Origin of the sequence: Streptomyces sp. NPDC088923 (assembly GCF_044749745.1) — a bacterium.
Classification (GTDB): domain Bacteria; phylum Actinomycetota; class Actinomycetes; order Streptomycetales; family Streptomycetaceae; genus Streptomyces.
In genome coordinates this window covers 110,664-124,449 of the sequence record NZ_JBIVIO010000008.1, presented here as the reverse complement: position 1 = coordinate 124,449, position 13,786 = coordinate 110,664, and the positions used below count along the sequence as shown (strand labels likewise).

The 13,786-nt window shown below is 76.7% G+C and carries 10 protein-coding genes; 9 read left to right on the top strand and 1 reads right to left on the bottom strand.

Annotation, left to right across the window (positions count from 1 at the left end; all coding sequences use genetic code 11):
- Window positions 1–262 precede the first annotated feature (262 nt).
- From ACIP4O_RS25785 to ACIP4O_RS25745, 9 genes are all read left to right on the top strand, one after another.
- A complete protein-coding gene (locus tag ACIP4O_RS25785) occupies window positions 263–1,582 on the top strand; it encodes a DUF3344 domain-containing protein (protein WP_401577942.1) in 1,320 nt (439 codons plus the stop codon).
- A 60-nt stretch (window positions 1,583–1,642) separates the two neighbouring features.
- The gene (locus ACIP4O_RS25780; protein WP_401578166.1) at window positions 1,643–2,830 is read left to right on the top strand and encodes a glycosyltransferase family 4 protein; all 1,188 of its coding nucleotides are present in this window, start codon (window positions 1,643–1,645) and stop codon (window positions 2,828–2,830) included.
- A 755-nt stretch (window positions 2,831–3,585) separates the two neighbouring features.
- Window positions 3,586–4,980 (top strand): exopolysaccharide biosynthesis polyprenyl glycosylphosphotransferase, encoded by a 1,395-nt coding sequence (locus ACIP4O_RS25775; protein WP_401577940.1) that lies wholly within the window; start codon window positions 3,586–3,588, stop codon window positions 4,978–4,980.
- Window positions 4,981–5,133: 153 nt separating this feature from the next.
- A complete protein-coding gene (locus ACIP4O_RS25770; RefSeq protein WP_401578164.1) occupies window positions 5,134–6,483 on the top strand; it encodes an O-antigen ligase family protein in 1,350 nt (449 codons plus the stop codon).
- The gene (locus ACIP4O_RS25765; RefSeq protein ID WP_401577939.1) at window positions 6,480–8,303 is read left to right on the top strand and encodes a lipid II flippase MurJ; all 1,824 of its coding nucleotides are present in this window, start codon (window positions 6,480–6,482) and stop codon (window positions 8,301–8,303) included. The genes ACIP4O_RS25770 and ACIP4O_RS25765 overlap by 4 nt, the downstream gene beginning before the upstream one ends.
- On the top strand, window positions 8,293–9,102 hold the full coding sequence (locus ACIP4O_RS25760; RefSeq protein ID WP_401577938.1) for a polysaccharide deacetylase family protein: 810 nt from the start codon (window positions 8,293–8,295) through the stop codon (window positions 9,100–9,102). Before ACIP4O_RS25765 ends, ACIP4O_RS25760 begins: the two co-directional genes overlap by 11 nt.
- On the top strand, window positions 9,099–10,328 hold the full coding sequence (locus tag ACIP4O_RS25755; RefSeq protein WP_401577936.1) for a glycosyltransferase: 1,230 nt from the start codon (window positions 9,099–9,101) through the stop codon (window positions 10,326–10,328). The genes ACIP4O_RS25760 and ACIP4O_RS25755 overlap by 4 nt, the downstream gene beginning before the upstream one ends.
- On the top strand, window positions 10,325–11,056 hold the full coding sequence (locus ACIP4O_RS25750) for a lipopolysaccharide biosynthesis protein (RefSeq protein WP_401577934.1): 732 nt from the start codon (window positions 10,325–10,327) through the stop codon (window positions 11,054–11,056). The genes ACIP4O_RS25755 and ACIP4O_RS25750 overlap by 4 nt, the downstream gene beginning before the upstream one ends.
- Window positions 11,057–11,179: 123 nt before the next feature.
- Window positions 11,180–12,385 carry a GNAT family N-acetyltransferase gene (locus ACIP4O_RS25745; RefSeq protein WP_401577932.1) on the top strand — a complete coding sequence of 402 codons (1,206 nt, stop codon included), beginning with the start codon at window positions 11,180–11,182 and terminating at the stop codon, window positions 12,383–12,385.
- Between the two features lie 40 nt (window positions 12,386–12,425).
- Here ACIP4O_RS25745 and ACIP4O_RS25740 read toward each other — a convergent pair whose 3' ends face one another.
- Window positions 12,426–13,775: a glycoside hydrolase family 26 protein gene (locus tag ACIP4O_RS25740; protein ID WP_401577930.1), complete on the bottom strand. Its 1,350-nt coding sequence runs from the start codon at window positions 13,773–13,775 to the stop codon at window positions 12,426–12,428.
- Window positions 13,776–13,786: the final 11 nt, after the last annotated feature.

Here is a 13,786-nt window from a genome sequence, read left to right as displayed (position 1 = left end):
GCGCTCGGGGAGTCGTCGCTGGTGGGCGGGTGCGGGATGGGCTGTTCGAGGGGTTCGGCAGTCGATCTGACAAGTACACCCGAACCGCTTCGTCGATGCTGACGCGTTCTCCGGGGGGCCGGGGTTAGAGTCCCGACGTTCCGCCCTCATTGTCATGACTTGCCAGCAGTGTGCAATTCAGTGGCATGTCGGGCGTAATGTCCCCTTTCTGGATCGTGAGTCCGGACTGTCCCGCCCCCTACGCCGCCCCCGGAGGGCCGTCATGCGAAGCCGACTCCCGCTGTCCGCCGTGGTGCGCCGTGGCGCGGCCTGCGTGCTGCTCGCCCTCGCCGCCCTCGCCCAAGGACCGCTCGCGGGGGCCGCCGTGCGGGGCGAGGGGGCGGGCGCCTCCGTGCGGGGCGAGCGAGCGGGTGCCTCCGTCCGGGCCGAGGGAGCCGACGCCCCCCACGCGAAGGGCCGGCCCGCCGCGGCGTCCGCGCCCCGTACCGCCGCCCGGTTGCCCTTCGCGCCGCGCTGGAGCGCCACCCTGCACGGGGGCTTCGCGCGGGCCGCCGCCTCGGCCGTGGTCTGCGAGGCGCCGGCCGTGAAGGGGGTGCCGGCGTGCGCGGGCGCGCGGCGCGGCGAGGGGGCGGCCAAGGGGCGTACCGCGCCCAACAACGGTGACTACGCGCTGTCGTACGCGGACAGCGACGACGACCCGAACACCTACAACTCCACCCGCGCCCGCCTCGACCTCCCCGAGGGCGCGCGCATCCGCTACGCGCGCCTGTACTGGGGCGGCAACCTGCGCGTCGGCGAGCAGAAGCCGCTCGCGGACGCGGGCACCGTCCTCATCGCGGAGCCCGGCGGCGCCTACCGGAAGGTCAGTGCCGATACGACGATCGGGCACCGTGTCGCGGGTGGCGCGGAGGCCCTGCACGCTTCGGCCGACGTCACCGACCTCGTGCGCGCGAGCGGCCCGGGTGACTGGACCGTCGCCCAACTCCCCATCGCCAAGGGGCACTCCGCGACGGGCGGCTGGGGCGGGTGGACGCTCGTCGCCGCCTGGGAGGAGCCGGGGGCGTCGCTGCGGCGGCTCTCCCTGTGGGACGGTTTCGAGTCGCTGCGCGTCGACGACAGCGACCGCCGCACGCTCCGCCTCGAACTCCCGGGCCACCACGTCCCGGCCGGGGCCTCCGGCCGCGCGGGGATCGTCGCGTACGACGGGGACCGGGGTATCGACGGGGACGCGGTCACGGTGCGTACCGGAGAGGCGCGGCCCGTCCCGCTCGGTGGCGGCGCGGCCAACCCGACCGCCGACCTCCTCAACTCGACCATCAGCGACAACTCAACAGCTCACGCGAAGAGTTCGCGCGGAGGCTTGCCGCACACCTTCGGTTACGACTCCGATGTCCTCGACCTGCGCGAGGCCCTGCGGCCCGGTGGCAGGGGGCTGCGGGTCGACGTGTCGGCGCAGCGCGACGCGGTGTGGCTGGGGGCGTTCTGGGCCCAGACGGACGAGGCGCGGGCGGGCGGAGAGGGCGGTGACGCGGCGGCGGGCGGCACCAAGGCCGGTACCGGGGTCGGCGGGCGACGCGACTGACACGTCTCCCCGCTCCGTCATCCCGTCCATCTCAGCACAGTTGGGTAAGCGCGCGTGTCAGTGTCAGCAGAGCAGTGCGAACTCCCGCCACGTACATGTGTCCTGCATATCGCACAGCCCGTCGAAGGGGGCGTCGCGCGAGTCGTCACGGACCTCGTGCGCGCGCAGCGCGCGGAGGGTCTGGAGGTGCATCTCGCCTGCCCGCCCGGCGGGACACTCGGTGAACAGGCGGCCCGATATGGCGCGTTCGTGCACGAGTGGTACGCGGGGCGCTCGCCCGGGCCAGCACTGCGGGCCGAGACGGCCGGTGTGCGACGGGTACTTGACGTCGTGCGGCCTCAACTCGTCCACCCGCACAGCGCGAAGGCCGGTCTCGCCGCACGCCTCGTGGTGCGCGGAGCGCTGCCCACCGTTTTCCAGCCGCATGCCTGGTCGTTCGAGGCGGCGGGCGGCCCTGTCGGCGCCTTCGCGCGGCACTGGGAGCGGTACGGGGCCCGCTGGGCCGACCGGCTGCTCTGCGTGAGCGAAGCCGAGCGGCGTACGGGTGAACAGGCGGGCGTACGAGGCGAGTTCGCCGTGCTGCCGAACGGCGTCGACCTGGCCGCCTTCCGACCCGAAGGCGGCCGCTACGCGTACGGGGACGGCGCTCCACTCGTCGTGTGCGTGGGGCGGCTGTGCCGGCAGAAGGGGCAGGACGTGCTGCTGCGGGCCTGGCCCGCCGTGCGCGAGGCCGTGCCCGGGGCGCGGCTCGTCCTCGTCGGCGACGGTCCCGACGAGGCGGAGTTGCGCCAACAGGCGGGAGAAGGCGTCCAGTTCGCGGGGCCGGCGCGGGAGTGCGCACGCTGGTACCGGGCCGCGGACCTCGTGGTGCTGCCCTCGCGCTGGGAGGGGATGGCGCTCGCGCCGCTGGAGGCGATGGCCTGCGGGCGCGCCCTCGTCCTCACGGACACGGGCGGAGCCCGCGAGAGCCTGCCGGGCGCGGCGCTGCCGCACAGCCTCGTACCGCCCGAGGCGCCCGGGGCGCTCGCCGCCGCGCTCACGCGCCTGCTGCGCGCGCCGGGGCTGCGCGCGGACCTCGCCGCGGCGGGGCTCGCGCACGTCCGTGCCCACCACGACGTACGACACACCGCGCGGGCCGTCTCCGCGCTCTACGGCGCCCTCCTCGCGCGGACGCCCAGGACCACCCCTCCGGGCCCGCGCGGGACGACCGCCGGGACCCGCCCTGCCAGGGAGTCGATGACCTCGTGAGCGTGGAGAACGACCTTGTGCGCGTGGCCCTTTCGCCGTCGGGTGCGGCGGGGGGCGCGGGCGAGCCGGTGGGCGGGGAGACGGGAGGGGCGCGGGGCGCGGAGGCGAGGGGTGCGCTTGGTGCGGAGGCGGGGGGCGCGCTGGGCGCGGAGGCGAGGGCAGCGCTTGGTGCGGAGCCGAGGGGGCTGGGAGAGGCGGAGACGCGAGGTGCGATGGGCGCTGAGCAGACCTTCGTGCTGGGCGGGGAGAGGGGGGCCGCGGGGAGTGGGGGCGGTGGCGGCTTGGGGGTGTCCAGGGGGGCGTCTCAGGGTTTTCCCCTAGGGGATGAGTGGGCCCCCGATGAGCCACAACGCGCGGCGGGGCGGGGGAGTTCCCGTTTTCCGGCAGCCGTGGCTCCGGCCCTCACGGCATCACCTCGCTCCGTTCTCACCGCGCCACCTCGCCCCACCCACGCCCCCGCCGGCAGCCCGATCGGCGCTCCCACGGCGCCACCTCGCCCGACCGGTGCTCCGACCGGCACCCCAACGGCGCCACCTCGCCCGACCGCCAGTCCGACCTGCGCTCCCACGACGTCACCTCGCCCCACCGGCGGTCCGATCGGTGCCCCCACGGCGCCACCTCGCCCCACCGGCAGCCCGATCGGTGCCCCCACGGCGCCACCTCGCCCCACCGGCAGCCCGATCGGCGCTCCCACGGCGCCACCTCGCCCCACCGGCAGCCCGACCGGCGTCCCGCCCCGCACCCTGTCCCGCGCCGTGGCCCGCGCCCTGACCCGCACGTCGACCCGCACCCCCGCCCCCACGCGCACCCCCGCCCGCACCCCCACCCCCCAGCACACCCCCACCCCCCGCCGCGCCCCCCACCCCTCCCTCGCCCTCGTCACCGCCGACCTGCTCGGGGTGCTGGTGGGCGGGCTGGTGGCCGGGGTGGGGCGGGGCTGGGCGTGGGGGGTGCTCGGTGGGGTGCTGCTGGTTCTGACCGCGCGGTCCGCGGGGTTGTACCGGCCCGGGCCGGAGACGGGGGTGCTCGACGAGGTGCCGGCCCTCTGCGCCCGTACCGCCCTCGCCTGGGCCGTCGTCGCCGCGCTGCTCGCCGCCGTGCGGCCCGCGGCGGCGCTGCCGCTCTCCGCGCTGTTCACCGCGTGGGCCGCGCAGAGTCTCGTCGCCGCGGGCGTGCGCGGCTTCGTGCACGGGCGGCGGCGGGCGCGGCGGCGTGCGCGGCCCGCCGCCGCGCTGCTCATCGGGGACGCCCGTACGCACACCGTCGCCGAAGTGCTGCGCCGGTGCGAGCGGCCCGTCGTGCTGCCCGTGGGGATCGTCGGGCCGCGCGCCGGGACACCCGGGGACGTGCCCGTGCTCGGCTCCGCCGACGAGGTGCGGCGCGCCCTCGGCGCGCACGACGTGCGGCTCGCGCTGTGCGTCGGGGAGCCGTCGGCCGCGTACCTGCGGCTCCTGCGCGCCCACGGCTGCGCCCTGTGGCGCCTCGACGCGCGCGGCCCGGGACACGGCGCCGCGCCCGGCACCACCACCCTCGCCGGCTACCCGCTCACCCCGCTGCCCCCCGGCCCCCGCCGCCCCGGCGCCGGCAAACGCGCCCTGGACCTCGCCCTCGCGGGCCCCGCTCTCGTCCTCCTCTCGCCGCTCCTGCTCGGCTGCGCCCTCGCCGTCCGCCTCAGCGACGGCCCCGGCGTGCTCTTCCGGCAGGAACGCGTCGGGCAGTACGGGAAGACCTTCACGCTCCTGAAGTTCCGCAGCCTGCGCCCCAGCGACGACCGCGAGGCCGCCACCCGCTGGAACGTCGCCCACGACGACCGCGTGAGCGCCGTGGGCCGCTTCCTGCGCCGCTCCTCGCTCGACGAACTGCCCCAGCTGTGGAACATCCTGCGCGGCGACATGAGCCTCGTCGGCCCGCGTCCCGAACGCCCCTTCTTCGTCGCCGAGTTCGGCCGTACGTACGCGGGCTACCGGCACCGGCACCGCGCGCCCGTCGGCCTCACCGGCCTGGCGCAGATCAGCGGCCTGCGCGGGGACACCTCCATCGAGGACCGCTCCCGGCACGACAACTACTACGTCGACCACTGGTCGTGGTGGCTCGACGTACGGATTCTCGTACGCACCGCCCTCTCGCTCGTCCGCCCCTCGGGGAGCTGACCCGTGACCCAGTCAGCCACTCACGCGTCAGGCCACGAGACCGGCACCCCCGCCGCCACCCGCCACGCCGGGCAGCCCGCCGCCCCCGCCGTCCCGCACGCCGGGCCGCCCCTCGGCCCGCGCGAGGCGAGCCGGCCCGCTCCGCTCACCGTCCTGGCCCGTGCCCTGCGCCGCCACGTCCCCGCCCGCCTGCTCCCCGCCCTCGCCGTGCTCGCCCTCCTCGCCTACCCCGCCTCCCCCGGCGCCGAGGGCGCGACCCCCGCAGACGCCGCCTCCGCCGTGCTCGTCCTCACCGTCGTCCTGCGCCTCCTCCGCGAGAGCCCGGGCCCCCGCGAAAGCAGCGCCGCCCGCCTCTCCCTCCCCCGCCTCACCCCTCGCGCCGCCCTCGTCCTCGGCGCCCCCGTCCTCGCCCTCGCCCTCGCCGCCCTCGGCGCCGCCGACGCCGCGACCGGGGTCGCCGGGCTCGGGCGCTACCTCCAGGTCTTCGTCCTCGTCCCCGCCGCGCTCCTCCTCTCCCTCCGCGACCCGCGCGACTTCCGCGTCCTCGCCTGGGGACTCGTCGCCCTCGCCCTCGCCGAGGGCGGCTTCGGCGTCGTCCAGTACCTCACCGGCTCCGGCGCCTCCTACCGGGGCGAGGACATCCGCGCCGTCGGCACCTTCGGGCCCGGCGACGTCATGGGCATGGCCACGGTCGTCGCATACGGGCTCGTCGCCGCGAGCGGCCTCGCCCTCGCCCGTACCGGGGAGGCCCCGCGCCGCCAACGGCCCCTCGCCGCGCTCTGCGCCGCCGCGCTCCTCGTCCCCCTCGCGCTCTCCTTCAGCCGCGGCGCCTGGATCGCCACCGCCGCCGTCCTCGGCCTCCAGCTCCTCGCCGCCGGACCCCGCCGCGCCCTCAAAGTCCTCGCCTGCGTGAGCGCCGTCCTCGTCGTCCTCGTCGGCGGCCTCGGCATCGGCTCCGCGATGCTGCAGGAACGCCTCAGCAGCATCACCAAGGTCACCGAAGCGCCCGACCAGTCCGTCACCGACCGCTACACCCTGTGGGCCGCCGCGGGCGACATGTGGCGCGCACACCCCGTCACCGGCGTCGGGCTGAAGGGCTTCCCCGCGCACCGCGACAGCCACGCCTCCCTCGCCCTCTCCGCGGGCAGCGACACCGCCGGCGCGGGCCAGGACTTCCGCGTCCAGCCCCTGCTGTCCCCGCACAACATGTACCTCCTCGTCCTCAGCGAGCAGGGCCTCATCGGCCTCACCGCCCTCGGCGGATGCTGGGCCGCGCTCCTCCTGCTGGGCGTGCGCCGCCTCGCCGGTACGCACCGGCGCCACGCCCCGCGCCGCCGCCCCCTCGACTGCGGACTCGTCGCCTGCGGCCTCCTCCTGTGGCAGCTCGTCGACTTCACCTACGCGGACATCGGCGGCCCCGCCACCGTCATGACCGCCCTCGCCCTCGGCCTCGCCGCCTGGTGGGGACTCGGTACGCGGCCCTCCGAGAGGCGGACCCCATGACCCACCGGCCACCACCCACCGCACCCGGCGCGCCCGGCGCGCCCACGCCCCCGGGACACGCCGCGCCCCCCGCGCACGCGGCGACGCCCCCGACTGCCACCGAGGCCGCGAACCCCCCGCCCCCCACGAAGACCCTCCCCGCCCCCCGCGCAGAAGGCCCCGACCCCTCCGGCCGGTTCCTCGCGCGGGCCGCCGGGATCACCGCCGCGCTCACCGTCGCCGGGTCCGTCCTCGGGCTCGTCCGCGACCAGGCGCTCGCGCACTTCTTCGGGGCCGGGCAGGAGACCGACGCCTTCCTCGTCGCCTGGACCCTCCCCGAGTTCGCCTCCACGCTCCTCATCGAGGACGGCACCGCGCTCGTCCTCGTCCCCGCCTTCTCCCTCGCCCTCGCCCTGCGCGCCACGAGCGGCTCCGGGGAACCCGACCCCGTCCGCGCCCTCGTACGCGCCACGCTCCCCAAGTTCTGCGCGATCCTCTCCCTCGTCGCGCTCCTCCTCGTCGCCGGCGCCCCCTGGATCGTCGAGTCCCTCGCCCCGGGCCTGCCGCGCCGCCGGCTCGCCGTCGACTGCACCCGCCTCACCGCGACCTGCGCGCTCAGCTTCGGTCTTGCCGGGTACTGCGGCGCCGCCCTGCGCGTCCACCGCCGCTACCTCTCCCCGGCCTCCATCTACGTGGCCTACAACACCGGCATCATCGCCGCGATGGCCCTCGTCGGCGCCTGGGCGGGCTGGGGCGTGCGCGCCGCCGCGCTCGGCGTCGCGCTCGGCGGCGGGCTCATGGTCCTCGTACAGGCGCCCTTCCTCCTACGCGAGTTGCGCGCGCGACGCGTCATCGGCGGCACGAGCGGGGGCGCCCCCAGGGCCCGTACGCGCCTCTTCGACCCCGCGCTCCTCGCACCCGTGCTGTGCTTCGCGCTCTTCCGGCAGTCGCAGGTGCTCGTCGAGCGCTGGTTCGGCTCCGCACTCGCCCCGGGCGCGATCTCCCACCTCAACTACGCGCAGAAGGTCGCGCAGGTGCCGATGGTCATGTCGCTCATGCTCGCGACCGTCACCTTCCCCGTCGTCGCCAAGGCCCTCGCCGAAGGCCGCGCCGAGGACGCCCGCCGCCGCGTCGAACGCGACCTCTCGCTCGCCGGGTGCGTCGTCCTCCTCGGCGCCGCCGCCGTCATCGCCTGCGCCGAGCAGATCATCGAACTCCTCTTCCAGCGCGGGGCGTTCACCGCCACCGACACGGCCGCGACCGCCGCCGTCATGCGCGTCTACGCCCTCGGCCTCCTCGGCCACACCCTCGTCGGCGCCCTCATCCGCTCCTACTTCTCCGCCGCGCGCAGGACCTGGTACCCGGCCGCCGCCATGCTCGCCGGACTCACCGTCACCGCCCTCGGCGCGGCCCTCCTCACCCCCGCCCACGGCGTACTCGGCCTCGCCGCCGCCAACGCCCTCGGCATCAGCACCACCGCCGCCCTCATGCTCGCCGGGCCCCTGCGCCGCTCCCTCCCGCTCCGCACCGGCGCCGTCACCCGCGACCTCGCCGGACTCGTCCTCGCCGCCGCCCTCGGCTGCCTCGCGGCCCACCTCGCCGCCGCCCGCCTCACCACCCCCGCCGCCGGGCTCACCGCCGGGACGCTCGCCCTCCTCACCGTCTCCCTCGGCACCGCGCTCGCCCTGCGCCTCCCGGCCGCCGAGATCCTCCGCCAGACCGCGGCGAACCGGTACGCGAACCGGTACGCGCACCGGCCGGGCCGTACCTCCCGTACGACCCCCTCCGCCCCCGCCTCCACCCCCGCCCCCCGTACGAGAAAGCGCCGCGATGCCCGCTGAACCGCCCGCCGTTCCCGCGCCCGGCCTTCCCGCGCGCACCACCCGGCCCGCCCCGCTGTGGGTGCTCATGTACCACTCGGTCTCCGAGGTGCGCGAGGACCCGTACCGCGTCACCGTCACCCCGCACCGCCTGGAGCGGCAGCTGCGCTGGCTGCGGCGGCGCGGACTGCGCGGCGTCTCCGTCGCCGCGCTCCTCACCGCCCGCGCCGCCGGACGCGGCGAAGGACTCGTCGGGCTCACCTTCGACGACGGCTACGCCGACTTCCTCTCCCACGCCGTGCCCCTCCTGCACCGCTACGGCTGCACCGCCACCGTCTTCGCCCTGCCAGGGCGCCTCGGCGGCGACAACGCCTGGGACCCGCTCGGCCCCCGCAAAGCCCTCCTCACCGCCGCCGGACTGCGCCGCGTCCGCGCCGAGGGCATGGAACTCGCCGCGCACGGCCTCACCCACGTCGACCTCACCCGCGCCGACGACGCCACGCTGCACGCCGAGACCGCCGGTGCCCGCGCGCGCCTCACCGCGCTCACCGGCACCCCCGTGGACGGCTTCTGCTACCCGTACGGCACCCTCGACGCCCGCGCCATGGACGCCGTCCGCGCCGCCGGATACCGCTACGCCTGCGCCATCGACCCCGGCACGCACACCGGCCCCTACGCCCTCCCGCGCGTCCACGTCGGCAGCCGCGACACCGCGCCGCTCCTCGCCCTCAAGCGCCGCCTCCACGCCCGCCGCCGCCCCACCGCGCTCGCCACCCTCCCGTACGCGCCCCTCGCGCCCGAGGAGGCGGCCCGCGTATGAGCGGCCCGGACACCCCCTTCGACGCCCACGCCCCGCGCCCCCGCGTCCTCCACGTCATCACCGGGCTCGGCGTCGGCGGCGCCGAACAGCAGCTCCGCCTCCTCGTCCCCCGCCTCACCGCCGACAACGAGGTCCTCACCCTCACCCACCCCGGGCCGCTGGCCACCGCGCTGCGCGCCGACGGCGTCCCCGTCCACCACCTCGGCATGCGCGGCAACCGCGACCTGAGCGCCCTGCCCCGCCTCGCCCGCCACATCCGCGCGGGCCGCTACGACCTCGTGCACACGCACCTCTACCGCGCCTGCCTCTACGGCCGCCTCGCCGCCCGCCTCGCGGGCGTCCGCGCCCTCGTCGCCACCGAGCACTCCCTCGGCGACACCGAGATCGAGGGCCGCCCCCTCACCCCCGGCGTCCGCGCCCTCTACCTCGCGGGCGAACGCCTCGGCACCGCGACCGTTGCCGTCTCCGACACCGTCGCCGAACGCCTCACCCGCTGGGGCGTCCCCGACACCCGCGTCCACGTCGTCCCCAACGGCATCGACGCCACCGCCTTCGCGTACGACCCCGAACTGCGCACCACCGCACGCACCGCCCTCGGCATCCCCGAGGACGCCCACGTCCTCGCCGGAGCGGGCCGCCTCGTCCCCGGCAAACGCTTCGCCGCCCTCGTCGAAGCCCTCGCCCTCCTCCCCGCCGGACACCACCTCGTCCTCGCCGGGGCCGGACCCGAGGAACCGGCGCTCCGCGCCCAGGTCGCGCGCCTGCGCCTGACCGACCGCGTCCACCTCACCGGCGAACAGGACCCGCACGGACTGCGCGCCCTGCTCTGCGCCGCCGACGTCTTCCTCTCGCCCTCCGCCGACGAAGCCTTCGGACTCGCCGTCATCGAGGCCCTCGCCGCCGGACTCCCCGTCCTCTACGTGCGCTGCCCCGCCCTCGAAGACCTGCCGCCCGAGTCCGCGCCCGCCGAGCGCGTCGGCGGCTCACCGGCCGCGCTCGCCGAAGCCGTCCGCTGGGGCCGCGCCACCGGCCACGGGCGCGGGCTCCCGCCGGGCGAACGGTTCCCCGCCCCCGCGGCCGTGCGCCACTACGCCGTCGAGCGCTCCGCCGCCCTCCTCGACACCGTCTACCGCCACGCCCTCGCCCAAGCGGCACCCCCCACCGCCGCCCGCCCCCCGCGCCCCCGCGCGCCCCACCCGACCCGTACGAAAGCGAACACGCCGTGAGCACCAGCCCCACCAGCACCCAGGACAGCCCGAGCCCCGCCCCCGTCCCCTCCCGCCGCCGCGCGGGCCTCGCCCGCCTCGCCCGCCTCGCGCGCTTCAGGTCGCTGCCCGCCGCGGCGCTCCTCGGCGCGGGCGTGCTCCTCGGCGCGGGCGGCGGCGCCGCGTACGGACTCGCCAGCCCCGTCGCGTACACCGCGACCGCCTACGTCCTCGCCGTCCCCGGCAAGGGCGGCGACCCCGCCTCCGCGCTCGGCTTCGCGCAGGCGTACGGGCGCGTCGCCACCCAGCTCGGCGTCCTAGGCGACGCCCAGGTCGAGGCCCGCGTCCCGCTCGCCACGCTCGGCTCCTCCGTCACGGCCGAGACCTCCCCGGACGCCCCGATGATCGCCGTCGGCGCCCGCTCCGGCGACCCCGAACAGGCCGCCGACAACGCCAACGCCGTCGCCCGCGCCCTCGTCACCGCCGCCGGGCACAACGCCACCGACACGCGGGTCTCGCTCGTCTCCTTCTCCCGCGCCCTCCCCCCGACCGCCCCCGCGAGCCCCGGCGCGCTCCTCACCACCGGCGTCGGAGCCTGCGCGGGCGGCCTCCTCGGCGCGCTCGCCCTCCTCGCCCGCCCCCGCCGCCCCCTCGCCGCCCCCGCGTCCCTCCCGGCGGGCGCCGTCCCGGCCCCGGCGGAGCGCAAGAACGCCGCCGAACCGTCCCGTACGAGCGAGACCACGAGCTGAGGCCGCCCGGCGCGTGAAGGCCCGCGCCCGCCACCTCAAGCCCCGCCACCTCGTTCCACCCACACCATGAACCACTCCGAAGAGCACGAAGACCACGAAGAGCACCGGGGGAAGCCCGCACCGATGAGCACCGAGCACGACACCCTCGCCCGCGCGAACCGCGTCCCCGTCCCCTGCCGCCCCGCACCCCGCGGCCGCACCGGTGACGGCCTGCGCACCGAGACCGATCCGGCCCCCTGCACCACCGAATGGATCACCCAGCCCGGCGCCTTCGCGCTCCTCGCCCCCGACTGGCGCCGCCTCACCGCCGCCTGCCCGAGCGCCACCCCCTTCCAGAGCCACGCCTGGCTCTCCTCGTGGTGGCAGTCGTACGGAACGCCCGGCGCCCTCCGCGTCCTCGTCGTCCGCAGCGGAGACCGCCTCGTCGCCGCCGCGCCGCTCATGCGCGCCCCCGGGCCGCTGCCCGCCCTCGTCCTCATGGGCGGCGGAATCTCCGACTTCGGCGACGTCCTCGTCGACGCGGCCCACGCGGGCCCCGCCGCGCGCGCCCTCGCCCTCGCCCTGCGCCGCGCCGCCCGCACCACCCTCGTCGACCTGCGCGAACTGCGACCGGGCGCCGCCACCGAACTCCTCCTCGCCCACTGGCGCGGCCTCGTCGTGCGCCGCCCCGACTCGCCCTGCCTGGAACTCCCCGCGCGCCCCCTCGCCGAACTCCTCACCCGGCTCCCCGCCTCGCGCGCCCAGCGCTTCCGCGCCAAACTCCGCAAGATCGACGCCCTCGGCATCGAGGCGAGCCCCGTACCCGCCGAAGAGGTCCCCGCCGCGATCCGCACCCTCCTCACCCTCCACCGCCGCCAGTGGCAAGGCCGCAAGGTCACCCCCGAGCACCTGCGCCCCCGCTTCCGCGACCACCTCGTGCGCTCCGTCACGACGATGGTCCGCACCGGGGACGCCCAGCTCACCGCCTACCGCCTCGACGGCGAGACCGTCGCCGTCGACCTCACCCTGCTCTCGCAGCGCCTCGCGGGCGGCTACCTCTACGGAGCCGACCCCGCGCTGCGCGAACGCAAGGCCGACGTCGCCACGATGCTCCTGCGCACCGCCTCGGAACTCGCCGCCGAGGACGGCCGCGAAACCCTGAGCCTGCTGCGCGGCACCGAGCCGTACAAGAGCCACTGGCGGCCCGACACCGTCGTCAACCAGCGACTCCTCCTCTCCACCCGCCGCACCGCCCCCCTCCTGTGGCTCCGCACGGCCCACGCGATCGCCCGCACCCAAGCCGCGACCTGGCTCCACGCCCACCGCGAGAAGCCACCGACGCGGGACTGACGGTGGGGGCGACCCCGAACCAAGGCCGCCCCCACCCTCGTCACCAGTTGAACCGCACGCACAGCCGTCCGCCGAGCCGCTCCTCCAGCCATCCCCCGAGCCTGACCGGCCGGCAGTCCGCCACCGGCCGCTGCTCCCTCCCGCCGGCGTCCTCCGCCGGAAGGCCGCCACCGACCTTGAACGCCTGCCGGTAGACATCCGTCGCCCGCGGATTCATCCGGCACTGCCACACGCCGTGCGGGCAGTAGTCGGAAATCGTCTGGTAAAGCGGCGGGTGCGCGTCCATCCAGCGAATCATCCGCCGCATGTACTCCGCGTTGTCACCATTCTTGAAAAGCCCCCACTCGGGGTACGAGATCGCCTTTCCGTGCTGCGCCGCGAAATCCACCTGCGCCTGGAGCCCGTACGGTTCCGAGATCTGCCGGTCGAAATCCGTGCCGTGCGGCTGGTCGTAGGAATCCATCCCGACGATGTCCACCACGTCGTCCCCCGGATAGCACTCCGGCCACGGCGTCGCGTCCCGCCCGCGCGTCGGCGCGAAATCGAAACGGAAACCCGCCCCCTCGACGCCGTTCATGACCCGCGCGATGCGCGCCCAGTACGTCCGCCACGCGCGCGGATCGGGCCCGCAGCGGTGCGTGTACGTCGTCCCGTTCATCTCCCAGCCGACCACGAGCACGGCGTCCTTCACGCCGAGCCCCACGAGCCGCCGCGCGAGCCGCTCGAAGTGCCGGTCGTACGCGCCCGCGGCGCCGCGCCGCAGTTCGAGCGCCACCGCCGCGTCCGGCACCCGCGCCTCCGTACGCTCCAGCATCGGCACGTTGAGGACGAGCGTGCGGCCCGGCTCCGCCTTGTACCAAGCCGCCCAGTCCGCGAGCCACGCGGGCGCGCCCTCGATGTTCTGCCACACGTCCCCCGCCAGATACGTATGGCCGACCGTCAGCTCCCGGCCGCCGAGCCAGCGCGAGAAGTCCGCCATGCGCGCGATGCCGCGCGGGCTGTAGTGGAGGTACGCGCCGAAACCGGGGGCCGGGGTGGACGCCGGGGAGGGCGTGGAGGCCGGGCTCGGGGCGGGGGAGGTGGGGCGCCCGGCCGGGGGGCTCGTCGCCGGGCGCGGGAACGCGGGTGAGGGGAACGGCGGGAGGGGCGGCAGGGGGCTCGGGTCCGCCGCCGGCCCCCTGCCGGGCGGCGCGCCGTCCTCCGCGCCCCGCACCCCCGATGATTGCCCGTCATTCGTGTCCCCGGGTTCCCCGGCCGAAAGCGCCGCTACCGGTACCGTCGCGATCGTGACCGCGCCGACCGGGGCCGGAGCGAAAGCGAGAACGCCGAGAATTCCGGCGGCGCCGATCGCGAGTCGCTTGCGGCCGCGGCGGAATCTCTCCCTGGTCATATCCGTCTCCT